Annotated in this window: 18 protein-coding genes; 14 read left to right on the forward strand and 4 right to left on the reverse strand. The window is 68.6% G+C overall.

What is annotated here, in order from left to right; genetic code table 11:
• The first annotated feature begins 78 nt into the window (after positions 1-78).
• The 6 genes from KY469_02535 to KY469_02560 all read left to right on the forward strand — a co-directional run bounded on the left by KY469_02535 (position 79) and on the right by KY469_02560 (position 9,215).
• Positions 79-1,338 (forward strand): hypothetical protein, encoded by a 1,260-nt coding sequence (locus KY469_02535; GenBank protein ID MBW3661950.1) that lies wholly within the window; start codon positions 79-81, stop codon positions 1,336-1,338.
• An 85-nt stretch (positions 1,339-1,423) separates the two neighbouring features.
• Positions 1,424-1,936 carry a hypothetical protein gene (locus tag KY469_02540; protein MBW3661951.1) on the forward strand — a complete coding sequence of 171 codons (513 nt, stop codon included), beginning with the start codon at positions 1,424-1,426 and terminating at the stop codon, positions 1,934-1,936.
• Positions 1,937-1,989: 53 nt separating this feature from the next.
• Positions 1,990-3,933, forward strand: a complete 1,944-nt coding sequence (locus tag KY469_02545; protein ID MBW3661952.1) for a HEAT repeat domain-containing protein — start codon at positions 1,990-1,992, stop codon at positions 3,931-3,933.
• Positions 3,930-5,477 carry an HD-GYP domain-containing protein gene (locus KY469_02550; protein ID MBW3661953.1) on the forward strand — a complete coding sequence of 516 codons (1,548 nt, stop codon included), beginning with the start codon at positions 3,930-3,932 and terminating at the stop codon, positions 5,475-5,477. The genes KY469_02545 and KY469_02550 overlap by 4 nt, the downstream gene beginning before the upstream one ends.
• Before the next feature lie 70 nt (positions 5,478-5,547).
• Positions 5,548-8,256: a nucleotide sugar dehydrogenase gene (locus tag KY469_02555; GenBank protein ID MBW3661954.1), complete on the forward strand. Its 2,709-nt coding sequence runs from the start codon at positions 5,548-5,550 to the stop codon at positions 8,254-8,256.
• Positions 8,253-9,215 (forward strand): SDR family oxidoreductase, encoded by a 963-nt coding sequence (locus tag KY469_02560; GenBank protein ID MBW3661955.1) that lies wholly within the window; start codon positions 8,253-8,255, stop codon positions 9,213-9,215. Before KY469_02555 ends, KY469_02560 begins: the two co-directional genes overlap by 4 nt.
• 3 nt (positions 9,216-9,218) lie before the next feature.
• On the opposite strand, the gene KY469_02565 is transcribed toward KY469_02560, so the two are convergent.
• Genes KY469_02565 through KY469_02575 form a run of 3 tightly spaced genes read right to left on the reverse strand, consistent with a single transcriptional unit; the run spans position 9,219 to position 12,250 of the window.
• On the reverse strand, positions 9,219-10,184 hold the full coding sequence (locus KY469_02565; protein MBW3661956.1) for a GDP-L-fucose synthase: 966 nt from the start codon (positions 10,182-10,184) through the stop codon (positions 9,219-9,221).
• Positions 10,177-11,211, reverse strand: coding sequence for a GDP-mannose 4,6-dehydratase (gmd, locus tag KY469_02570; protein MBW3661957.1), 1,035 nt, complete (start codon positions 11,209-11,211; stop codon positions 10,177-10,179). The genes KY469_02565 and gmd overlap by 8 nt, the downstream gene beginning before the upstream one ends.
• 25 nt (positions 11,212-11,236) lie before the next feature.
• A complete protein-coding gene (locus tag KY469_02575) occupies positions 11,237-12,250 on the reverse strand; it encodes a hypothetical protein (GenBank protein MBW3661958.1) in 1,014 nt (337 codons plus the stop codon).
• Here KY469_02575 and KY469_02580 point away from each other — a divergent pair.
• The 3 genes from KY469_02580 to KY469_02590 all read left to right on the forward strand — a co-directional run bounded on the left by KY469_02580 (position 12,243) and on the right by KY469_02590 (position 16,880).
• Positions 12,243-13,805 (forward strand): nucleotide sugar dehydrogenase, encoded by a 1,563-nt coding sequence (locus tag KY469_02580; protein MBW3661959.1) that lies wholly within the window; start codon positions 12,243-12,245, stop codon positions 13,803-13,805. The genes KY469_02575 and KY469_02580 overlap by 8 nt on opposite strands.
• Before the next feature lie 1,036 nt (positions 13,806-14,841).
• A complete protein-coding gene (locus tag KY469_02585; GenBank protein ID MBW3661960.1) occupies positions 14,842-15,918 on the forward strand; it encodes a glycosyltransferase family 2 protein in 1,077 nt (358 codons plus the stop codon).
• Complete coding sequence (locus tag KY469_02590) at positions 15,915-16,880, forward strand: WxcM-like domain-containing protein (protein ID MBW3661961.1); 966 nt, start codon at positions 15,915-15,917, stop codon at positions 16,878-16,880. The genes KY469_02585 and KY469_02590 overlap by 4 nt, the downstream gene beginning before the upstream one ends.
• Here KY469_02590 and KY469_02595 read toward each other — a convergent pair.
• Entirely contained in the window at positions 16,855-19,071 is a 2,217-nt protein-coding gene (locus KY469_02595) for a hypothetical protein (GenBank protein MBW3661962.1), read from the reverse strand. The genes KY469_02590 and KY469_02595 overlap by 26 nt on opposite strands.
• Before the next feature lie 105 nt (positions 19,072-19,176).
• On the opposite strand from KY469_02595, the gene KY469_02600 reads away from it, so the two are divergent.
• From KY469_02600 to KY469_02620, 5 genes are read left to right on the forward strand one after another with little or no spacing between them, the layout of a single operon-like run.
• On the forward strand, positions 19,177-20,301 hold the full coding sequence (locus tag KY469_02600; GenBank protein ID MBW3661963.1) for a glycosyltransferase: 1,125 nt from the start codon (positions 19,177-19,179) through the stop codon (positions 20,299-20,301).
• A gap of 30 nt (positions 20,302-20,331) precedes the next feature.
• A complete protein-coding gene (locus KY469_02605) occupies positions 20,332-21,675 on the forward strand; it encodes a hypothetical protein (GenBank protein ID MBW3661964.1) in 1,344 nt (447 codons plus the stop codon).
• Positions 21,672-23,126 carry a glycosyltransferase gene (locus KY469_02610; GenBank protein ID MBW3661965.1) on the forward strand — a complete coding sequence of 485 codons (1,455 nt, stop codon included), beginning with the start codon at positions 21,672-21,674 and terminating at the stop codon, positions 23,124-23,126. Before KY469_02605 ends, KY469_02610 begins: the two co-directional genes overlap by 4 nt.
• Positions 23,116-23,973 carry an ABC transporter permease gene (locus tag KY469_02615; protein MBW3661966.1) on the forward strand — a complete coding sequence of 286 codons (858 nt, stop codon included), beginning with the start codon at positions 23,116-23,118 and terminating at the stop codon, positions 23,971-23,973. The genes KY469_02610 and KY469_02615 overlap by 11 nt, the downstream gene beginning before the upstream one ends.
• Position 23,974: 1 nt before the next feature.
• Positions 23,975-24,763, forward strand: a complete 789-nt coding sequence (locus KY469_02620; GenBank protein MBW3661967.1) for an ABC transporter ATP-binding protein — start codon at positions 23,975-23,977, stop codon at positions 24,761-24,763.
• The last annotated feature ends 5 nt before the right edge of the window (positions 24,764-24,768 follow it).

The following is a 24,768-nucleotide window of genomic DNA, read 5'->3' on the forward strand; positions in this document are numbered from 1 at the left end:
GCCACGCCGAGCCGGAGTCCCTGACTGGGTGGCTGACCGGGTGGCTGACCCAGTGGCTGACCGAGCGACTGAGCGGAGATGGACGAGGCTGTCATCGACGACGTGACCACGCCCTCGACGCTGCGCGCGGACCTGCCATCGTGGGGCGCGGAGCTCGTGCAGATCCTCCGTGCGCGTCGGGGTGTGCTCGTGGCGACCGCCATCGCGCTGAGCCTCCTCGGTGTGCTGGTCACGCTCATCGCCCCGGGACTGCTTCCGCCCGAACCGCTCGTCGGGGCTGCCGTCGGGATCGCGGCAGTGCTGCTCGCGACCGCTGCCGCCGTGGCCGTCGATGCCGGTGACAGCTACGTTCGCGGGCCGCGTCACGTCCGCGCGACGGGCGCGGTCCTCGCAGGCTGGGTCCCGCCGCCGGGTGGCCCACAGGCGCTCGGGTCGCTCGTCCGCGACCTGAACCGCGCCTACGCGGCGCACGGTGGTCAACGGGTCTGGTTCGTCCCCACCACGGATGCAGCCGTCGACGTCGTCATCACCGCCGACGCGTTGGCGACCGGTCTGTGTCAGGTCGGGCGCCGGGTCCTGCTCGTGGATCTGGTCTCGACCGCCGAGGAGGCCGGTATCAGCGACGTGGTGCGGGGCGTCCACTCGCTGGGCGAGGTGGTGCGGTTCGACCCCGAGCTGTTGCTGGCCCGCGTCGGGACCGGTGCCGAGCCCGAGACCGCTCTGCAGCACGTGTCGGCGGTGATCGATCGTGCGCCCGGTGACGTCGACGTCCTCATCGTGGCGCTCCCCGCCGTCGATCGTCCCGGCGTGCTCGCCGCCGTGGCGGGGGCGCAGGAGACCTACCTGCTCGCCCGAGCAGGGACCACGGGGCGCGTCGAGCTGCTCGCCGGACTCGAGGCGCTCGAGTCGTCGGGTACCGAGGTATCGGTCGTGCTTCTCGACGATGCGGCACCAGCGGCTCCCCTCCCGGTCCCACGGTCCTCGGCGGCGGGGCCGGACGCCGTGACGACGGCCTACGCCCAGGAGGGGGAGCTCGATCACGTCCCCTCCTCGGGAGCGTCGGTCGAGATCGCGCCGGCGCCCGTGACTGGTGAGGCGGACGTGGTGGTACCGGACGTCCCCGCCGCTCCCGGCGCACCCACCGCGGACGAGGGCGTCGTGGAGCCGGAACCGGCGAGCCCACCCGAGGGCCCCCCGCGGTCGACCGGGGCCGATGCCCTGTTGGAGCTGGACGCGGCGCCCGCCCCCGCGGATCGGTTCCGGACCGCGGTGGCGCTGGAGGCGCTCGCACAGGACCACTGGCGCCCCGACACCGAGCGCCACCACGACGGAACCTAGGGCACCTTGGTGGCCTAGGCGCGCTACCCGCGAACCGAGGGCTTCCCTGTCCCGCATCCGCATCGGCCTGCTCGCGATCCCGGTTGTGATCGCCTTCGCGGCCTGCTCGGACGACGGAGGCGAGCACCGTTGGCGTGACGCGCGCATCACCGCTCCGGACGGTTGGGTGGTCCACGAGGAGGCGGCGACCCACTTCGCCCTCACCGACGCCCCGCTGGGTACCGGCGAGGAACCAGGCCCCGGAGTCGTCGGGGCGTTCTTCACCTACGAGCCCTCGACGACGCCCGATGACTGGCGTGAGCTTGCGTCGGATCAGGGCTGGGCGATCCTCGAGGATGAGGCCATCGAGGTCGGCGGGGTCCCCGCCACGCGGCTCGTCATCGACCAGTCCGAGCAGCAGGTGCCGACCCGGGAGATGGTGGTGGTGATCCCTTCCAAGGGGATCGTGGTGCTCTTCCAGCCGACGCCGACGGTGGACCAGACGGACGGGGTCGAGCGTTTCGAACGCTGGCGAGCCACCTTCGACACGATCCTGTCGGACCTGAGGTTCGGGGCGCCGGTTCGTGACGGAGCGCTCGCGCGGGGGGGCGAGCGGTAGCGTGGCCGCGTTCCGTGGGAGGTGGGACGTTGGCCCGGCGTCGACCAGAGCGCGTGGGGTTCGACCTGCTGCGCCAGCTCGCCCTCGGTCTGTCCACGTACCGTCTCTACCCCGGTGAGGTCGAGCAACCGGCGTTCGTAGCCGCGAGCGAGCGGATCCGTGAAGCGGCCGAGACCGCCCTCGCCGCTCGGGTCGTCCACTTCGATCTGCGTGCGGGTCACTTCCAGACGGCCGACGGCGAGATCCTGGAGGACGATCACGTCGCGCGCCTAGCCGATGCGGCCTACGTCCGTGGGATCGAGCACCTGCACCTGAGAGCGGTGCCGACCGTCGAGGAGCTCGATGGCCTCTTCGAGGTCCTCTCGCTGCCGGAGGAGGACGTCGTCGCAGCACCCGGAGGCGCCGAGGCGCTCACCCGGGCACGCGGCATCGCCTCCGTCAGCGTCGGAGTGGTCGCGCCACGGCCGGGTGACGCCGGGGCGTTGTCGCTCGACCTGCTGGGGCCCGAGCAGCTCGCGCTGTGGGACGAGATGCTGCAGCCCGACGAGCTCGTCTCGGCCGTGCTCGAGGGGTTCGAGGGCTCCACCGCGACGAAGGCCGATCAGGTCTACCGGCGTCTCAAGCGGATCGAAGCCGAACTGCCCGACACGCTCGGCAGGAGCGCCGAGTTCGTGGATGCGGTGGAACGGGTCGTCTCGGCACTCCCCGACGAGCTGAGGCGTGAGTTCGCCGCGCTCGCGATGATGCGGGCGGGGTCCGACGCTCTCGCGGAGCGCTTCCTCAGCCACCTCACCGACTCTGACCTGACCGATCTGCTGGAGTTGGTGGCTCAGGGAGGGGCTGACCCGACCGATCTCGCGCGCCGCCTCCAGCAGGTGGTCGGGCGGCAGAGCACGTTCGTCGATCTCGTCGACGCGATGTTCGGACAGCGCGAACCTGCGGGGCTGGACGAGGGCGAGGGTCCGACCCTCGCCACGGTCACCGCGGCTTCCGCTGCCAACGATGTGCGACCGGCCGTCGCGGACCTGGTCTCGCAGCGAGTCGCCGCGGGCTACGCCCCGAACGCCGCCGCGATCCGAGCCGTCTTCCCCGAGAGCTTCGAGGAGCAGAACGCGGTCGCGCTCACCGCGTTCCGCGATTACCTGCAGGTCCTCGATCCCGGGCCGCTCTTCGACGGGGCGCTCGAGAGTTGGCGCACGGCCCTGCGTGATGTGCTCTCGCAGCGGGACGTGGCGGGAGTGTCGAGGTTCGTCGACGCGGTCGTGACCGCGGACGTGGGACCCGACAAGCAGCGGGCCGTGCGCACGGCCCTCAAGGGCGTGCTCGACCCTGAGCTGGTCGCGGACATGGCCCAGTGGGCCCGTGAGGACGGCGATGTCGATCAGGTCCGCTCGCTGTTGGCGATCTTCGACACCGTCGCCGTCGACGGTCTGCTCGATGCCCTGGCGGCGGAGGTGGACCGCGGTCGCCGCGCCGTCATGCTGGGCATGGTGACCGAGCTCGGCGAGGGCCACGCCGATCTCGTGGCCGAGCGGCTCGATGACAACCGCTGGTACGTCGTGCGCAACGCCGTGACGATCCTCGGCCGCATAGGGGGGGAAGGGGCACTCAGCGCCTTGGTGAAGGCGGCCAGCCATCCCGACTCGACGGTGCGCCGTGAGGTCGTGCGCAGCCTCGTCGGCAGCGCGGGCGTCGACGCGGTTCCCTATCTCGCGCGGCTGGGCGCCGACGACGACGGCGGCGTCGCCAAGGCGGCGGTCGGCGCACTCGCCGCGATGCGTGCGCCGGCGGCGACGGCGGCGCTGGTGCAGTTGGCGCGCAACGCCGATGCGATGGAGACGCGCCGGCGGGCGCTCGAGGCGCTCGCGGTGTCCCGCGATCCGGAGGTGACCGTCACACTGCGGACGCTCGGAGCACGCTCGAGCCGTCCGCGCTTGCCGTGGTCGCTGCGGCGCCTCGCGCGAAGGCTCGCGCGGCGTCGGGAGCGTCGACCGTGACCCGTGTGCCGGCCCCTGGTCTCGCGGCGCTCAAGGCGGTCCGTCCGCTCCTGCGGGCACTGTCGTCAGCGCGCCAGACCTTCGCGCTCTATCCCGGTGGGCACCCCGAGCGAACAGCCGTCGTGCGCCAGCTGCGTGACCACATGCGGAAGTTGCTCGACAGCGTCGATGAACCGGTGCTCTTCGTCGCGCGCCGCAGCCTGTACCTGGGTCCCACGCTCCTCGCGCGCGAATCGCTCGCGTCCGCCGACCTCGTGAAGCGCTTCGAGGACGCCGGGATCTTCGCGGTCGAGATCCTGCCGGGCGTGGACGAGGACGACGTCCTCGCCCTGATCCAGATGCTCGAGGGTGATCGACCCGCTGACCAGCTGCACGGCGGCCTGCGCATCAACCGGGTGAAGCCGACCCTCGACGTGGTAGCCGAGCAGCAGCTGCAGTTGCAGGAGCTGCGTGCTCTGTACGGCGAGGGGCTGGAGGTCCTGCGTCAGGCGGCGGTGCGGGTCGCATCCGGCGACGCGGTCGACCTCGGAACCGCGGTGTCACTGGTCGAGCGGCTGGCCGACGAGGTCGTCCGCGACCCCACCAACGCGCTGTTGCTCACGACCGTGAAGTCGTACGACGAGTACACCTACTACCACATGATCAACGTGTGCATGCTGTCGGTCGCGTTGGGCAACGCCGTCGGTCTGCACCGCGAGCAGGTCGTCGCGCTCGGGATCGGCGGGCTGTTGCACGACGTCGGGAAGGTCAACGTCCCCAGCGAGATCCTCACGCACGTCGGCAAGCTCGACGAGGAACAGTGGCGCCTGATCCAGCGCCACCCGATCGAAGGCGCGGGGCTGCTGTTCTCCACGACCGAGGGGCTCTACCACCCCGCCGCCGCGGTCGTGCTCGAGCATCACGCAGCCTACGACCTCAAGGGCTACCCCAGCCTCACGGGGCGGCCCCATCCATCCATACCGGCGCGACTCGTCTCGGTCGCCGACTGCTTCGACGCCGTCACCTCCAAACGCGCGTACCGGGCCGCGGCGGGACGTCAGCAGGCTCTGAGCATCCTGGAGTCCGCGGCCGGCAAGGGCTTCGACCCGCGCATGGTGAACGTGTTCATCGGTGTCCTCGGGGTGTTCCCGATCGGCTCGCTCGTCCGCCTCGACAGCGGCGAGGTCGCGCTCGTGGTCGACTACGTCGACGATCACCACACGGCGCGGCCGCGGGTCCGCCCCGTCCTCGACGCCGGCGGGAACGCGGTCGTGGGTGAGGATCGCGACCTCACCGCCACACGACCGGATGGAACCTACCTGTGGAACGTGACCGGCACCGTCGATCCCGGCGAGCTCGGGTTCGATGTCGTCGAGTTCCTCTCGACCGGCGACCTCGACGCCGCGTTCGCCACCACCGACGAGACCCCCCAGGGCCTCGTCCACGAGCCCTCGCCGGGCGAGAGCGTGCCCGAGGGCTACGTCGACACCCACCGCGACAACCACGGGGCGGTGCCGGTCACTCTCGACCCGGACGTGGCGCCTCCGTTCGAGCCCGAGGGCTGAGCTGTGACGGGTGAGCGGACACCTCACGCCCGGTAAGGTTCCTCCCTCTCCCCGTCAGTCCGGAGGACGTATGCGCGTCGCCGTGATCGGTGTCGGCCACGTCGGCCTCGTCAGCGCCGCCTGCCTCGCCAGGTGGGGGCACGATGTGGTCGGCATGGACGACGACAGCGCCAAGATCGAGACGTTGCGATCCGGCACGATGCCGTTCCACGAGCCGGGGCTCGCCGAGCTCGTCGACGAGGGTGTCGCTGAAGGGCGGCTGACCTTCACCGACGACCTGACCGCGGCCCTCGACGGCGCCGCGGCAGCGTTCGTGTGCGTCGGCACACCCTCGCTGCCCGGGGGGGCGCCGAACCTGAGCTACGTCGAGCGCGTCGGTCGTGAGGCCGCCGTCCACGCTACCGACTCGCTGGTGCTGATCGAGAAGTCCACCGTCCCGGCCAACACGGGTGTCCGCCTTCAGCAAGTCATCGCGCGCGAGCAGGCCCGGGCCGGTCACGAGGTCCACGTCGAGGTCGCGTCCAACCCCGAGTTCCTCCGCGAGGGCTCGGCGGTCGAGGACACGCTCTACCCCGACCGCATCGTCATCGGGGCGGGCAGTGAGCGTGCCGGCGAGGTCGTGCGGGCCATCTACGAGCCGCTCCTCGCCGAGCACGACGTCCCCGTCATCCAGACCGACCTGCAGACCGCGGAACTCATCAAGCACGCTTCGAACGGCTTCCTCGCGATGAAGATCTCCTTCATCAACGCGGTTGCCCACATCTGCGATGCGGTCGGCGCTGACGTCGAGGCGGTCGCCGATGGCATGGGCTACGACCACCGCATCGGTCGGTCGTTCCTCCACGCGGGCCTTGGTTGGGGCGGGAGTTGCCTCGTCGGCGAGGAGACCGTCCTCGTGCGCCGTGATGGGGCACCCCGCCACATGACGATCGCGGACTTCTGGGCGCACGTCACCGAGCATGGTCTGGACGGGTGGGAGGTGCTCGCGTGGCACCCGGAGCGCCGTCGACCGGAGTACCTGCCAGTGGGTGCAGCCACAGCTCGTCCCTACCAGAGTGATCTCATCGAGGTACGGACGAAGACGGGGCGCCGACTCCGTTGTACGACGGACCACCCCTTCGTGGTTGGCGACGGGGCGACAGTGGCGACCACCGTGAAGCTCGCGGAGGAGTTGACGACCACCGACTGGCTGCCCCTCGCCTGCGGGAGGCAGACGCCGGACTTCCCGGACCCGGTGGCGGTGAGCACTCTCGCAGCCGTCGGCGCAGGGAAGGTGTCGGAGGGTGACGTGATCCAACGACTGGATCCCGCCCAGGTCGACGAGGTACGCGAACGTGCTGCGGCCATCCCCACACCTCGACGGTACGACGTCCTCCGCAACGGGACGATCCGACTCGATGAGTCGCGCGGACTCGGCCACCTGCCGCCAGGCGGGACGTACGGCACGGCCACGAACGGCACCTACGTTCCGGATCTGGTACCGCTTGATGAGGACTTCTGGCGCATGATCGGCCTGTTCCTCGCAGAGGGTCACGTCTCCACCGATGGTCGCCGGATGCGTGTGAGCTGGTCGTTCCACCCCACCGACGAGGGAGACCTGGTCGAGTTCGTGCACGCCTACTGGGAGCAGCAGGGTGTGAAGGTCTCGAACTACCGCGCCCCTACGGCGGCGAACGTGTCGATCTCATCGAGGTTGCTGGCGTCTTGGTTCATCGACGTCCTGGAGCTGGGCGCTGATGCGTACACGAAGCGGGTGCCGGACCTCATCTGGGACGCGCCCTACGAGCACAAGCGCGCGTTGCTGCGCGGCCTCTGGGACGGAGACGGCAGCTGGTCGCTGGTCAACGATGGGCCGAGCGTCATCCTCGAGTACGGGACCGTGTCACCGATGCTGGCGGACGGCATCCTTCGTCTCCTCAGCGATCTCGGCTTCGTCGCGAGCCTGCGCGTCGGGCGGACCGCGAAGTCCACCGTCGACACGTACTGGATCCGGCTCAGTGGCGCCGATCAGATCGAGGCGGCGCTATGGCTGTTCCCGCCGGGCGAAGCCGCCGAGATCCAGGCGAACATCGGCCGCCAGAGCAAGCGGATCGCTCCGACGGGTCACCGATGGTTGGGTGATGGCAGCACATGGGTCCGCGTCACGGAGACGCGCCGGGAGCACTTCGATGGTCTCGTGTACTCCCTCGAGGTACCCGATGCGCACACGATCGTGACGACGGGCGGTCTGGTCACCCACAACTGTTTCCCGAAGGATGTCGATGCGTTCGTTCACCTGGCCAGCAGCGTGGGTTACGAGTTCAAGCTGCTCGAGGAGGTCCGCGCGATCAACCTCGGACAGCTCGACCACGTCATGCACCTGCTGGCCAGCGAGCTGTGGCACCTCGAGGGCAAGACGGTGACCCTGCTCGGGGCGGCGTTCAAGCCTGGCACCGATGACCTGCGCAACGCTCCCGCGATCGACCTCGCGCATCGTCTCCTCGAGGCTGGGGCCGATGTTCGGATCTACGATCCGGTGGCCACGTCCGGCGTGAAGGAGGTCCTGCCGGACGTCGAGGTGTTCGAGGAACCTGTGGCGGCCTGCACCGGGGCGCACGCGGTGGTCGTCTGCACCGAGTGGGACGAGATCCGTCAGCTCGAACCGCACGATCTCGTCGCGGCGCTCGCCTACCCGGTGCTCATCGACGGGCGCAACGTGTTCGATCCGGCTGCGATGGTCGCGGCGGGGTTGGCGTACCACAGCATCGGCCGACCCGTCCCCGGACGCGATCCGGCGTGAGCTTCGACCTCGCCAGCCACGTCTCCGGGCGCCACGCCGTGGTCACCGGTGCGGCCGGCTTCCTCGGCTCCCACCTGTGTCGCAACCTCGTGGAGGCTGGGGCGCGCGTGACCGCGATCGACAACCTCATCACCGGCAACGTCGACAACATCGAGCACCTGTTCGGACGGGCCGGGTTCGTGTTCCTCGACCACGACGTCACGAACTACCTCCACGTCCCAGGAGACGTCGACTTCGTCCTGCACTTCGCGTCACCGGCCTCGCCGATCGACTACCTGCGCTTGCCCATCCAGACGCTGAAGGTCGGGGCGCTCGGCACGCACAAGGTCCTCGGGCTGGCGAAGGACAAGGGTGCGCGGGTGCTGCTGGCCTCGACCAGCGAGGTCTACGGTGACCCGCAGGTCCACCCTCAGCCCGAGACGTACTGGGGCCACGTCAACCCGATCGGACCGCGGGGCGTGTACGACGAGGCGAAACGGTTCGCGGAGGCTCTCACCTACGCCTACCACCGCGCCCACGGTGTGGACGTCCGCGTCGCCCGCATCTTCAACACGTTCGGACCGCAGATCCGGCGTGACGACGGGCGGGCCGTCCCGACTTTCATCAAGCAGGCGCTCGCCGGCGAACCGCTCACCGTCCACGGCGACGGGTCGCAGACCCGGTCCCTCGCGTACGTCGACGACACCATCGAGGCCCTGCTGCGTCTGCTCGTCTCCGACTACACGGATCCGGTCAACATCGGCAACGCCGACGAGGTCACGATCCGCGAACTGGCGGAGACGGTCGTGGACGTCGCGGGCTCCTCATCGACCATCACCTACGTCGAGCGCCCCGTCGACGATCCCGAGGTGCGCCGTCCCGACACGACGGTCGCCGAGCGCGAGCTGGGTTGGAAGGCGCAGGTGTCGCTACGTGAGGGCCTGGAACGGACCGTCGCCTGGTTCCACGGCCAACCCTGACGATCAGGCGACACCGCGAGCCTCGTCGACGTGCTCGAGGTACCACGCGTAGGTGCCCTCGATCCCCTCGCGGAGGCCGATGGACTCTCGCCACCCGAGTCCGTGCAGCCGTGACACGTCGAGGAGCTTGCGGGGCGTGCCGTCCGGCATCGACGTGTCGTGGACGAACTCGCCGTCCCAGCCGACCACCTCGGCGATGAGGTCGGCGAGCTCGCGGATCGAGATGTCCTCGCCCACGCCGACGTTGAGGTGCTCCTCGCCGGCGTAGTGCCGCAGCGCAAAGACGGTGGCGTCTGCCAGGTCGTCGACGTGGAGGAACTCGCGACGGGGGGTGCCGGTTCCCCAGAGCGTCACGGTGTCGTCCCCGGCCACCTTGGCCTCGTGGACCTTGCGCAGCAGCGCGGGCAGGACGTGGCTGGTCTCGAGGTCGAAGTTGTCGCCGGGCCCGTACAGGTTGGTCGGCATCAGGCTGATGGCGTCGAGGCCGTACTGCCGCCGGTACATCTTCGTCAGCTCGAGCGCCGCGATCTTGGCGATCGCGTAGCCCTCGTTCGTCGCCTCGAGCGGCCCGGTGAGGAGGTGCTCCTCCTTCATGGGCTGCGGGGCCTCGCGGGGGTAGATGCACGACGACCCGAGGTTGACGATCTTCTCGACCCCGTTGACCCGCGCCACCTCGATCGTGTTCGCCGCGATAACAAGGTTGTCGTAGAGGAACTCACCCTGCGCCGACCGGTTGGCGTGGATACCACCGACCTTCGCGGCGGCGAGGACGAGCACGTCGGGGCGCGTGTCCGCCACGAACCGTTCGGTCGGCTCCTGGCGGGTCAGATCGAGCTCCGCCGAGGTCGCGGTGATGAGGTCGCTGATGGGTTCGTCGGCGAGCCTCCGCACCACCGCGGACCCGACGAGCCCCCGATGGCCCGCCACCCAGACGCGCTTGCCGCTGAGGTCGTAGACGGGGTCAGGCACGCTGGTCTCCGTCGAACCGCTCGGCGACGATGGCGCGCGCTCCGTCGATCGATAGGTCACGGCCGGCGAGGTCGGACTCGACCATCTCGTGGATGAGCTCCTCGAAGGCCACCTTCGGCTTCCAGCCGAGTTCGGCCTCCGCCTTGCCGGGGTCGGCCCGGAGCTTCTCCACCTCGGTCGGCCGGTAGTACTTCGGGTCGATCTCGACGAACCGCTCCCAGTCGAGGCCCACGTGCTGGAACGCGACACGACACAGGTCCCGCACGGTCTGCGACGTCCCGGTGCCGATGACGTAGTCACGAGGCTCGTCCTGCTGGAGCATCATCCACATCGCCTCGACGAAGTCGCGCGCGTGCCCCCAGTCCCGCTCAGCGTCGAGGTTGCCGAGGTACACCCTCTGCTGGTTCCCCGCCACGATGTCCGCGACCGCCCGGGTCACCTTCCGCGTCACGAACGTCTCTCCGCGACGTGGTCCCTCATGGTTGAACAGGATGCCGGTGACCGCGAAGAGGCCGTAGGCCTCCCGGTAGTTGCGGGTCATCCAGTACGCGTAGAGCTTCGCCGCGGCGTACGGCGAGCGGGGATGGAACGGCGTGTCCTCGTTCTGGGGCGGCGGCGACGCCCCGAACATCTCGGAGGTGCCCGCCTGGTAGAGCCGTGTCTCGACACCCGCCTCGCGGATCGCCTCGAGCAACCGGACGGTGCCGAGTCCGTCGACATCGCCGGTGTACTCGGGCTGCTGGAAGCTGACGGCGACGTGCGACTGAGCGGCGAGGTTGTAGATCTCGTCCGGCTCCTTGGTGCGGATCAGCCGCGCGAGCTGGGAGCCGTCCGTCAGATCCCCGTAGTGCAGGAAGAGGCGCACGTCCTCCTCGTGGGGGTCCTGGTAGAGGTGGTCGATGCGCTCGGTGTTGAAGCTCGATGCGCGCCGGATGAGCCCGTGCACCTCGTACCCCTTCGACAGCAGCAACTCGGTGAGATAGCTGCCATCTTGGCCGGTGATCCCGGTGATCAGTGCGCGCTTCACGTGGCTCCGATCCGCTGCGACGAGTCTACGAACGACTGGCCGCGAGGTCTTGTTCGAACAGCTCGGCCATGTGCTCGAAGAACGGGTCGCCGGTGATCTCGTGCAGCGCGCGCTGTTGACGGATCGTCCGTTCGGGTCCGTAGTCAGCAACTGGCGGATCGAGTAGGTCGTAGCGGTTGACCTCGCCGGGACGCCGGAACGACTCCACGTAGCGTTTCACGCTGGCCATGCCACCTAGCAGCGTCCGCTCGACGTCTGCGGCCGGATGGCCCCACTCGTAGGCGTAGTACAGGGCGAACACGGTCGTCACGTGGCCGTTCAACACCATCGGGCTGGGGTGGCCCACGAGTGGAGCCTCCTCGAACCACAGGTAACCGTCGGGGGTGACGAACGCGATCGATCTCGGCCGGCCGTCGGGGTCGCTGCGCGTCAACGGGCCCGTGAGGTCCGCTGCCAGATCGCGGTACCGGTCTTCACCGAGGCAGCGCGCGAGCACGAGTAGACCCTGGATGGCACGAGCGTTCGCGTACGCGCTGGCCCAGCCGGGCTCGAGGACGGCGGAGCGGTACTCCCGCTCGAACCGGTAGACGACCACCTGGCCACCGATGGAAGGTTCGAGGTAGGCCTCCAGCCTCTCGACGAGGAGCGCCGCCAGCCGCTCGATGGACGCGCGGTCGGCAGGGTTCTCCTCGAGCCAGGAGCAGAACGAGGCGGCGTTCTTCATGAAGACGTGCGGGGCGAACGGTTGCTCGAAGCGGTCGATGTAGTCCTCTGGCCAGGGATGCGGGAGGTGGGGGTCCAGTTCATCGACCGGTGATGCGGGCGCGGCCCATCCGGTCGGGGGATCGATCTCCAGGAGCCGGTCGGGATCCTGGCCGGGCACGACCACGTAACTCGTGACACTCCACGGCTCGGCCTCGATGAGCTGCGCGGCCGCGAGGTCACTCGGATCGACGATGCCTGAACGCTCGAACGGTGCCAGGCCAGGGTGGACCTCGGTCTCCCCAGGTACGAGCGCCGCGATCACGGCGATGACCATCACCGCAGCTAAACCGACGGCGACGATCCGGCTCGGAGGCCAGGCCCTGCCCTTCGACATCGCGTACCTCCCCGTAGGTCCAGCGGACCTCGTGCGCGCTGAGCGGGCAGCCTCGTCGGGGAGGCTACCGAGGCGTGGCACCCACCGGAGCGGCTGTGGTCGAGCACGGTCGAGCCAGCAGCCTGGATCGCCCTCCGAGACGTCTCGCCTTCACTCGCGCGAGCATGTGCGAGACTCCCCCCACCCGTTCGGAGCTACGCGCGTGCAGGGACACACCGAGTTCTTCCGCACCGAGTCCTGGACCTCCGGGATCGTCGGTCTCGGCTACGTCGGCCTCCCCTTGGCGGTCACCGCCAGCCGGCGCGGATTGCGCGCCATCGGGTTCGACATCGATGCAGAACGGGTCGAGCGCATACGCCAGGGCGAGTCTCCCGTCGAGGACATCACGGATGCCGAACTGAAGCAAGCCCTGGCGGATGGCCTGGACATCACCGATGACGAGTCGCGGCTCGCCGAGGCCGATGCCCTGTTCCTGTGTGTGCCCAGCCCGCTCGGCCGCAACCGCCAGCCCGATATGAGCTACATCGAGCGTGCGGTCGAGACCGTCACGCGAGTGGCCCGTCCCGGCCAGCTCGTGTCCCTCGAATCCACCTCGTACCCCGGAACTACCGAGGAGATGGTCGTGCCCGCGGTGGAAGCCGCGGGGCTCCGGGTCGACGAGGACGTTGCCGTCTGCTTCTCGCCCGAGCGTGTCGACCCCGGGAACCTGCTCCGGACCGGGCAGATCCCCAAGGTCATCGGTGGCGTGACCGCGTTGTCCGGCGAGGTCGGCGCCGCCGCGTACGCACGACTCGTCGATCGCGTTCACGTCGTGAGCTCCGCACGCGCCGCGGAGCTGACGAAACTTCTCGAGAACACGTACCGATCGGTGAACATCGCGTTGGTGAACGAGATGGCCTCGCTCGCCCACGCCCTAGACATCGACATCTGGGAGGTCATCGAGGCCGCGGCGACGAAGCCGTTCGGGTTCCAGCCGTTCTGGCCGGGACCTGGCGTGGGAGGTCATTGCATCCCGTTGGATCCGCAGTACCTGGCCTGGCGGGCTCGCGAGCTGCGCTTCGCCACCCGGTTCATCGACCTCGCGGACCAGGTCAACACGCAGATGCCCGAGTACGTCGTGCACCGGATCTGGGATGAACTGAACAACCGCGGGCTACCCGTCTTCGGCACGGCCGTGCTCGCCGTCGGCCTCGCCTACAAGCGCAACGTCTCCGATGATCGTGAATCACCGGCGCTCGACGTTCTCCATCACCTCGCGCGGCGCGGCGCCGAGATCAGCGTTCTCGATCCGCACGTCCCTCCTTCCAGGATCCAGCATCACGGCTTCGGCGTCGCCGATCCCTCTTCTCTCGAGGGCTTCGAAGCGGCAGTGATCCTGACGGATCACGATTCGATAGACCTCGCACGTATCGCCGATTCCGTGCCGTTCGTCTTCGACACCCGAGGGGCGTACCGCCGACTCGGCATCGAACGGGCGAACGTTGTCCCCCTGTGATCCGTGCGGATCCACACGCTCCCCTGGTCCGAGATCGGAGGATCGGGATGACCGTTCGCATGGTCGATCTCGCCGCCCAGTGGCGGTCCGTGGGTGACGATGTCCTGCGGGCCACGGCGCGCGTAGGCAACAGCGGCTGGTACATCCTGGGTCCGGAGGTGACCTCGTTCGAGCAGGAGCTCAGTGGATGGTTCGGCCGCGCCCATGTGGCGGGCTGTGCGAGCGGACTCGACGCCCTGGAACTGGGTCTGCGCGCAGCTGGCCTGCGACCGGGGGATCACGTGCTCACCACGCCCTTGAGCGCGTTCGCTACGACGCTGGCCATCATCAGAGCAGGCGGCGTACCCGTGTTCGTGGATACCGACGCGCGCGGCGCGATCGATCTCGAGCGCTGTGCTGATCTGCTCTCACGCGATGAGCGGATCCGCTTCCTGCTCCCGGTTCACCTCTACGGGTGCCCGGTCGACCTTGACGGTGTCGAGCGTCTCGCGACCGCGCACGACGTCACCGTCGTGGAGGACTGTGCTCAGGCGATCGGCGCCGTCAGCGGAGGGCGCCCGGTCGGCACAGTCGGATCTGCGGCCGGTGTGAGCTTCTACCCGACCAAGAACCTCGGTGCCCTGGGCGACGCGGGCGCCGTGGTCGCCGGCGATCCCTCCGTCGCCGACCTGGTTCGCTCCCTCCGCGACTACGGACAGACCGCGAAGTACCGACACGACCACCTCGGGGCGAACAGTCGCCTCGACGAGCTTCACGCCGCGATCCTTCGATCGTGCATGCTGCCGCGCCTGTCCAGCTGGACCGCCAGGCGAACGCAGCTCGCCGACCGGTACCGGGAACTCCTCACAGGTTCCGCGCTGGAGCTCCTGGATGTCCCCGAGGGCGCCACGTGCGTCTGGCACCTGTTCCCGATCCTCGTTCGCGATGCCCGCTCGCGTGATGACTTCAGGCGACATCTCCGGGATGCCGGCGTCGAGACCGCGGTGCACTACCCGACCCTCATCCCGGACCAAGCAGCCTTGCGCCACGTGGCAGGATGGCGGGTCGTGGGAAGACTGACGAGAGCAACAGATCGCGCGGCGAGATCGGTATCTCTGCCCCTTCACCCCTTCATGAGCACCGAGGATGTCGACGTCGTTGTCGCTGCGGTGAGAAGTTGGCAGCCGTGAGCCTCGCGTCGATCATCGTTCCTGTGTACGCCAACGAACCGTCGTTGCCGACCCTGCTCGACGAGCTGACGCGACTCCAACAGGGTTGGGTCGATCGGGGACTCGAAGCCGTGTTCGTCGTCGATGGCAGTCCGGATCGGAGCGTCGAGGTACTGCGGGAGCAGCTGCCTGACTGTCCCTTCGCGGCGCAATTGGTCCTCCTGTCGAGGAACTTCGGCAGCTTCCAAGCGATACGCGCCGGGCTCGAGGTCGCCGAAGGTGACCACTTCGCGACCATGGCGGCGGATCTGCAGGATCCCGTCGAAGCGGTCGAGCGCTGCCTCGATGCGGTGTCCTCGGGCGGGCATGATGTGGCCGTAGGGACCAGGGAGTCGCGCAACGATCCGCTCCTGTCACGGCTCACCTCTGGTCTCTTCTGGAGGCTCTACCGGCGTCTGGTCCATGCTGGGGTGCCACGCGGCGGAGTCGACATGTTCGCCTGTAACGACCGTTTCCGTCGGCACCTGCTCGCCCTGCCGGAGAGGAACTCGTCACTCATCGGCCTGCTCTTCTGGCTCGGGTTCAACCGAGCCGAGGTCTCGTATGTCCGTCGCGCCCGTGTGCACGGTCGGAGCGCCTGGAGTTTCAGGCGGCGCGTGACCTACTTCGTAGACAGTCTCTTCGGCTTCTCGGACCTGCCGATCCGTCTCCTCGTGCTCATCGGGGTCCTCGGTGTGGCCGCTTCTACCTTGTACGGCGCCACAGTCGTGATCGGTCGTCTCACCGTCGGCTATCCCGTCCCGGGCTACGCAGCGACCGTCACGGTCGTGCTGTTCTTCGCGGGGTTGAACTCCCTCGGCCTCGGCATCATCGGCGCGTACGTCTGGCGGGCCTTCGAGAACACGAAGAGTCGCCCCGGGTACGTCGTCATGGAGACGTGGCGGTACGACGAGGCTCGATCGTGACGGGCCCGTCGATCCACGCCAACGCGATCTGCGAGTCCCGCCACGTGGGGGGCGGCACTCGCATCTGGGCCTTCGCACACATCCTCCCCGGCGCGCGGATAGGTGCCGACTGCAACATCTGCGACCACGTGTTCATCGAGAACGATGTGATCGTGGGGGACCGCGTGACCGTGAAATCGGGAGTCCAGCTGTGGGATGGGGTCAGGATCGAAGACGACGTCTTCATCGGACCGAACGCGACCTTCACGAACGATCCCTTCCCCCGTAGCCGACGGCACCTCGACGCTCACCCCGTGACGACGGTGGAACGGAACGCTTCGGTAGGCGCCAACGCCACGCTGCTTCCAGGCGTCACCGTCGGCCGTGGAGCGATGATCGGGGCCGGCGCGGTGGTCGTGGCAGATGTCCCTCCGCACGCCATCGTCGTCGGGAACCCCGCACGCATCCGGGGTTACGCGAGTGGCCACGTCAGCGTGCGATCATCGGTTCCGACTGTGGAACCCGAGAGCCGAGTTCCACTCGTCGGCGGGGCGATGTTGATGCGACTCCGCGTCGCGGAGGACATGCGGGGTCGCCTTTCGGTTGCGGAGATCGGCAACGGCCTGCCGTTCCCTGCGCGCCGTCTGTTCATCGTCCACGACGTCCCATCGGAAGAGGTGCGCGGTGAGCACGCGCACCGGGCATGTCATCAGTTCCTGGTCTGCGTGAGCGGCCGGATCAAGGTCATGCTGGACGATGGACAGGAGCGGGCTGAGGTGACGCTGGACGATCCTGCTCTGGGGCTGCACGTTCCCCCCCTGGTGTGGGCGTCCCAGTACCGGTACGAGTCGAACGCGGTGCTGCTCGTGGCGGCGTCGGAGAGGTACGACCCGGACGATTACATCCGTGACTACGCCGAGTTCCTCGCCATCGTCGCGTCTCACGGCGGCGAGGACGTCAACGGCTCCCCAGCAGATCGCTGACCGCGAACACCTCTAAGGACCCGTTGGTGAACCGGGGCTCTGCCAGTTCACGCAGAGCGTGCGGTGGAGCCGCGTGCCGGAGATCCGCGACCAACAGCGTCACGCCTGCCGACGCCAGACGGCGGATGCTCTCGCGATGTCCCTCGAAGGCTGCGCTGTTCAACGCTGCGCGAACCGGGAACGGCTGGACCCGTGCTCGCCCTGTCGCCGCCCGCAACTCGACGTACTCATCCGTGAAATCCCACGCTTCCAAGAAGACGCGCCGGCGTGTGAAAGCGGAGTAGTAGAAGTAGCGCGCCCTTCCCTGGAGTTCGGTCCGGTGGTTGTTCACCGCTATTACGTCCGTCGCCTCGGTGTTGGACGCGACCCACTCCAGTCCGCCGAGGAGCTCGGCGTCGAGTCCCCGTTGTCTGTCGGGCTGCGCCTCGTTGTACACGGGGGTGGCGCTCGCTAGCGCCGCCACCGTCGGAGCAGCGTCCAGCGGTGCGTCGATCGCTACGAGCCCTGGGAGGAGCAACAGGAGCGCCGCCTCGTGGTGTCGGAGGAGGCTCCTGAGCACGGCCACGGCGATGATCAACGCCGCAGCGACCCAGAGGTGGCCGGCCAGGCCATCCCTCGGGCGCCAGTCCGTCGAGACGAACGCGAGACCGGCGACGATCGCCACGAGTGCCACGGATATCGACGCGGCGAGCCCGATGCGGCGACGCCGTTGCGTACCCCAAGCCCCCACGAACCCGGCCGCGCTCAACATGATCAACGCGACGTAGCCGTAGTGCAGGAAGAAGACCTGGCTCCCCCCGAGGTGGTCGAAGGTGTAGTAGGCACCGACTCCGGCTACCCCGACCGCGACGAGCCACGCGGTAGGGGCGGTCGCTGCGAGCGGCCAGCGCCGTAGGGCGAGGACGCCGGAGATTGGAGCCAAGAGCAGCGCCACGCTCAGCAGAGCAGCGAGCGCGACGATCAGTGGTCGTCCAGCTCCGGTGATCTCATCGACCAGCAATGGCCGGAGGTTCGAGCGACGGAGCGACGCGAGAGGATCGAACACCAGCGAGCCGGAGCCTCCGCCGTAGAGGGTCACCAGGCTGGCTGAGAGCACGACCGCCGTGAGCGCCGCTGCGATCGGTACCCAACGAGGGACGAAGACCTTCCGCACGACACGCCAGGTCGCGTACAAGACCAGCCCGCCGAGCAGGACAGGCAGGATCGTAGCCTTCGCTCCGGCGGCCCCGATCAGGAGCAGGACGGTGGTCGACCCCTGCCGGCCACGCCACGGGCCACGGAGCCGATCGAGCAGAGGGACGGCGAGGACAAGTCCGAGCGTGAAGGTCGGGCTCGACCACAGGTGCGTTCGTAGGGTTCCGTTCGCCACGTACTCGATCGCGGGGCTGGGGTCGATCTCTCCAGCGAGGAACAGGAGGGCGCCCGCGACTGGACCCGACATCTCGCGGAGGGTCAGTCGCGTCGTCGTGGCGGAGATCTGCAGTGCGGCGAGAACCGTCAGCGTGATGGGGGCGAGACGAGTGAGGATCACCCAGGGATCCAGCCCGGTGACGGTGGCTGCGGCACCCATGTAGGCGTGCACGAACCAGTGGTAGTGGAGTGGTTCGCCCGCGAGCTGCGGCACCTGGGGAGGCCACCGAAGCGAGACCTCGCTGATCAACCCCGCGTGGTAGACGAGATCGGGCGCGTACGACACCGATCTCGCAGGGGTGACCGGTGGTGTGACGAGGAAGAGATCGAAGGCGACGAGGGCAGCAGCACCTCCAGCGACGAGGAACGTCACACGCCACCACCTGTCACCTCGGACGGTGGTTCCTGCTCGCGTCTCGTGTCGCGATGGCGCAACGCGAGGTCGGAAGCGTTGGAGGAGGCCGATCGTCGCGAGAGCAGCTGGCGGGTAAGCCCATACGAGACCGGGATGGCCGAGGGCAGCCGACAGGGCGGTCGCCCCGACGGTCATGACGGTGCCGGTGGCCCAAGCGAGGGTGAACCGGCCGAGCGGATCACGGAGGTCTACGGACGACCACCACACCAACGCCCACCCCGGAACGAGGGCGAAGGTGGCCTCGAACCCGACGTAGCGGATCCAATCCATGGGTGCGAGACCGCCCCAGGTCCACAGGGCGACGACAGCACCCGCCAGGCCCGCGATGGTCCACACGAGACCACGCCGCGTCGGAACGACGGACAATGATCGGGCTCCGCGAAGGGGCCGGTAGCGTAGCCACGGCCAGCGAGCGCCCAGGGCCTCGTCACCGCGAACCGTCACCTGTCAGGCCACTCCTTGCGTGTGCTCATGATCGTCCTGAGCGACATCGCTCACGACACGAGGGTGCGACGTGAGGCCTCCGCCCTCGCGACCGCCGGGCACGAGGTCGTCATCGTCTGTCGGAACGCCAAGGGGTGGGACGATGCACCTAGCGGCGTGTCCGTGCGGGCCGCCTCCGCGGCCTCGCCCTTCCCTGCGGCATCGTCCCGACGGCTCGGACCGACGGGCCGGCTGGCGAGGTGGCTGCTGCTCCCTCGCCACCGCGAGGCGGTCGAGATGACCTTCCGGCGTTCCGCCGGTGCGCTCGTCGCCGCATCGGCGGACTTCGATGTCGTGCACGCGCACGATCTACCCACCCTCCCGGTCGCCGCCTCCGTGGCGCGCGACGGCGGGGCGGCGCTGGTCTACGACGCCCACGAGTGCTGGACCGGCCGACCTCGCTACGGCCGTCCTACACCCTGGAAGCGGTATCGCCAGCGGACCCTCGAGTCGCGTCTGGGCGGAGCCGCGCGAGCGGTGCTGACCGTGAGCGATGGCCTCGCCGAGTGGTTCGACCGCACCTACGGGTGGCGTGACGTGGTGGTGGTGCGCAACACCTTCCCTTCGGTGGCGCCCCGACCGGTTCCGCCACCCACGGGCGTTGTCTACGCCGGTCGACTGGGTCCCGGCCGGGACCTTCCGACGGTCGTCTCGGCGATGCGTCGACGGATGGACCTACGACTGATCCTGGTCGGACCGGTGGATCGAACGTGGCTGCGGGGCGCGGACCTGGCCGGGGTCGACGTCCGCGAGCCGATCCTGGTCGACGAGGTGGGCTCGCTCTACCGCGACAGCGGCATCGCGGTCGTGCCGATGGAGGACGGTCCTCTGAACCACCGGGTAGCACTCCCGAACAAGCTCTTCCACGCGATCCAGGTCGGGGTCCCGGTCGTCGCGGCAGACCTACCTGAGATCCGTCGGGTCGTGGTGTCGCACGGACTCGGTGCTCTGTACCGACCAGGCGACGCGGAGTCCTTCCTTGCTGCGCTCCACCGCGTGGCGAGCGATCATGCCTCCTACGTCGAACGCATCGGCGCGGTCCGCCAGGAGTTCTCGTGGGAAGTAGACTCCCGACGGCTCCTCGATGTGTACGACCGACTCGGAGCCTCCTGAGGATGATCCCTCGGTTCGGAGTTCGTCTTGGTGACGCGCGTGCTCTACGCGCCCCGCAACATCTCGGGGCAGGCCAGTGAGTACGCCGCCGCCGTAGCGCCGCACGGCTTCGCGGGTGAGATCTGGAGCTACGGCGATGTCGCCTACGGCTTCTCGGCGGACCGGATCATCGACAAGGTCAGGCTGCGAACCGACCCCGCCTTCCGCTTCGAAGTCCTGCACGAGGCCGTGACTCGGTTCGACGTCTTCCACTTCCAGTACGGTCGCTCGCTGCTCGATCCCGTCGGAGCGGTCCTGCCGGACCTGTGGGATCTGCCCCTACTGCGCTCGCTGGGCAAGAAGGTCTTCATGCATTGGCGTGGCTCGGACATCCGACTCCCGTCGGAGCACCGGACCCGCGAACCGGACTCGTACTTCAACGATGTCGACCTGGAGGTCGATGAGGACCGGGTGCGTGGCAGGATCTCGATCTGCCGCCGCTACTGCGATGCGATGTTCGTGTCGACTCCTGGGCTGCTCGACTACGTGCCGGACGCGGACTGGGTACCTCACGTCATCGACACACAGGAGTGGGCGTACGTCGACCGTGTCGAGCCCGACGTCCCCCTCGTCGTGCACATCCCGTCGAACCGGGGCATCAAGGGCTCCCACCACGTGGAGACGGCCGTCGCCCCGCTCGTGGAGCAGGGCCTGATCCGGTACCAGACCCTGAACGGACTCGATCGGGTCAGCCTGCGCGGTGCTCTCGAGAGAGCGGACATCGTCGTGGACAGCATCACCATCGGCGATCACGGGCTCATCTCGGTCGAGGCGATGTCGCTCGGTGCGATCCCGGTCGCGCACATCCACCCCCAGAACCGGGAACGTAACCCGGGGGTACCCGTCGTCGAGGCTCAGCCGGCGACCCTCGAGCAGGTCCTGCGCGACCTGGCCCGAGACCGCGACCGTCGCGCCGATCTGCGCATGGTCGTCCGAGCGTGGGCGGAGAACCGCCACGATCGCCGCACGGTCGCGCCCCTGCTAGTCGGCGCCTACCGACGTCGCTCTGCACCCGTCGTCGCCGCGTACCCCGATTGGCCGCGATCGGCCGCGCAGGTGAACCTCGCCGCGTTGGAGGACGAGATCGAGCGCCTGAGGACGTCCGTCGATCCGGTGGTCGGCAGCCTGTCGCTGTTCACCACTGGCAGCACGAGGTTCGCGGTGGACCGCCTGCTCGCCCGCATCGTCGAGCTCGAGGCCGCGGTCGAGGCGAGACAGCCGCGTTCGCGGCTGCTCAGACGCCGCCAGCTTCGGCGCACCTTCCGGGAGTTCGTCAAGCGCCACCCGGTTCTCCACCGTTGGGCCCGCCGCGTCTCACGGATAGTCGGCGGGTGAGCGTCACGGACCTCTCTCCCCGCGTGCTCATGCTGGTCATCAACCCGATGACGGCGGACACGCGCGTCGACAAGCAGGCCACCGCTCTGGGAGCGGCCGGCTACGACGTGACCGTCCTGGCGACGGCCGGGGAGGGACTGCCGAGCTCCGAGGATCGCGGCGACTACGCCGTCACCCGCCTGTCGTACCGCCGGGTGATCAAGGACCGTGTCGTCGACCGGCGCGTACGTGAGAAGTCACGGCACCGTGACGCCCGGTACCTCGTCCGCGCCGCCATCATCAACCGGCCGGTCACGGACCGCGGTCTGCTGTCGTTGGTCGTCGGTTGGCTGCACCTGCTCGCGATCGTCGGGCGTGAGATCGTCTCGCGGTTGCGATGGGCCGTCGCGGGAGCGGTCTTGAAGCTCGTGCGCAGCCGCATCCTGGTCGCCGAGTACGACGCCGGCATGCTCTCGCGGGTGCCCGCCATCATGCGACGGTGCGACGTCGTGCATGCCCACGACCTCGGGCCTTTGAGGGGTGCGATCCGCCTCGCTCGGCACTGGTCCGAACAGCATCCTGACCTTCCGAGGCCTCGTGTGATCTACGACGCGCACGAGTTCTACGTGGAGCAGACGACGAAGTGGAAGCGCCTCGAGAGCGGGCTGTGGCGTCTCCACGCTCAGCGGTGGATCCGGAAGGCCGATGCCGTGATCACGGTGTCGGACGGGATCGCCGATGCGATGCAACGCCGGTACCGACTCCGGACACGACCGATCGTGATCTACAACGCTCCTCACGACGATCCCTCCGAGGTGGCCCCATCGGACCTGCGTCGTGACGTCGGGATCGGGTCCGACGAGGCGCTGGCGGTGTACGTCGGGGCGGTCAAGGAGGGGCGGGGGATCGACCGGCTGCTGCCCGCCCTCGGGCAGGGCCGGTGGCATCTCGCGCTCGTCGGGCCCGGAACCGATCCGCAACTGCACACCGTGATCGCGGAGGCCCGACGAGTCGGGCTCGACGACCGGCTCCACGTGATCCCGCCCGTGCCCGCCGCCGCGCTTCCCTCGTACATCAGCACGGCCGATGTCGGTATCCATCCGATGGAGCCGACCTGTCTCAACCACGACCTCGCGCTGCCGAACAAGCTGTTCGACTACGTCTTCGGCGGGTTGCCCATCGCGGTGACGGACCTGCGCGAGATGGGACGCTTCGTCCGTCAGTACGGCCTCGGTCTCACCTTCGACGTGGGTAACCCGGGGTCGGTCGGCGCCACGGTGGAGGAGCTGGTCTCGCACGGGGAGATGTACCGAGCTTCGCCCGAGCTTCGGGGCGTCCTCGCCGAGCGGTACGGTTGGCGGGCGCAGGCGGACAAGTTGCTGCGCGTCTACGACGACCTGACCGCGGAGGTGACCGGTCCCGCGCTGCCTGCGAGGCCGGTTGGTGTTCAGGGAGGCGACCATGATGGCTAGGACGCAGGCTCCGGTCTATGTCTACGAACCGCACGGCACCCATCGCCTGCCGGTGCTGGGCACGTACCTGCGCCGCCTGTGGGGACGTCGTGCGTTCCTGTACTACCAGGCACGAGCCGACCTGAAAGCCAGGCACTTCGACACGTGGTTCGGTCAGCTGTGGGTCCTGCTCAACCCGATGCTGCTCGCATCGGTCTACTGGCTACTCGTCACGGTCATCCGCGGCTCCTCCCGGGGCCTGGGCTTCCTGACGTTCCTCTTCGGAGGCCTTTTCACCTTCTACTACACGCGCAACTCGATCGGCACCGGCGCCAAGTCGGTCGTCGGTGGGGTGGGCCTCATCACGAACACGACGATGCCGCGGGCCCTTCTGCCCCTGTCGTCGGTGCTGACCGCGCTGATGCTGTACATCCCCACCTTGCTCGTGTACGCCGTCTTCCACGTCCTCGCGGACCTACCCGTGGGGCCACAGATGCTCGGCCTGCCCCTCATCGTCGCCTTGCTCACCGTCTTCAACGTCGGCCTCGCCATGCTGTTCGGGACGCTGACCGTCTACTTCCGGGACACGAGCGCCTTCCTGCCGTACCTGCTCAGGATCTGGCTCTACGTCTCGCCTGTGCTCTACCGCTTCGACGAGATCCCCAGCGGGATCTCCGACGTCATCGTGACGATCCTGAAGATCAACCCCATGTACCCGATGCTCGAGTCGTGGCATCAGATCCTCAGCGACGGACGGTGGCCCGATCAGGGCCTGCTCGGACTCAGCGCGCTGTGGGCGTTCGCCTGCCTCGTCGTCGGCATGTGGGTCTTCCTGGCGCGCGAACGCGAGTTCGCGGTTCGGATCTGATGTGAACGCAGACACCACCCGCGACGAGCTCGCGCTCGAGGTCGATGATCTGACCGTCCGCTACCGGACGAACGTCGACAAGGTGCCGACGCTGAAGACCACCCTGCGGCGACTGACTCGGCGGACACGCACCGTCCGGCACATCACGGCGCTCGAGGACGTCTCGTTCACCCTCCCGCGAGGCAACGTCCTCGGGGTCATCGGAGCGAACGGGGCGGGCAAATCCACGCTCCTGCGCGCCATCGCAGGGATCCTCCCACCTGCCAAGGGGAGGGTCGTCGTCAGAGGAGAGGTCACCACGCTCCTGTCTCTCGGGATCGGTTTCAACAAGGCGCTCAGCGGCCGCGAGAACGTCTTCCTGGGTGGGCTCGCGGCGGGGCGGTCGCCCGAGGAGGTCGAGTACGACTTCGAGAAGATCGTCGCGTTCGCGGAGCTCGAAGAGTGGATCGACATGCCCGTCAGCACCTACTCATCAGGCATGTACGGTCGCCTCGCCTTCGCCGTCGCCACGCAGCTCGACCCGGACATCCTCCTCATCGACGAGACGCTGTCCGCCGGGGATGCCAGCTTCCGCGAGAAGGCGAAGGCACGGATGATGGGCGTGGTCCAGAACGCCGGCACGATCGTGCTGGTCACGCACGGACTCGGCGTCATCAAGGAGCTCGCGACCGATTGCGTCTGGCTGCACAAGGGACACGTCATGGCTCACGGCGAGCCGGACGCCGTGGTCGATCAGTACACCGAGTTCGTCAACGTCAAACGCACCTCCGTCGTGATGGAGGATGTGTGACGGCA

The sequence above is a fragment of the Actinomycetota bacterium genome (assembly GCA_019347575.1).
GTDB lineage: Bacteria > Actinomycetota > Nitriliruptoria > Nitriliruptorales > Nitriliruptoraceae > JAHWKY01.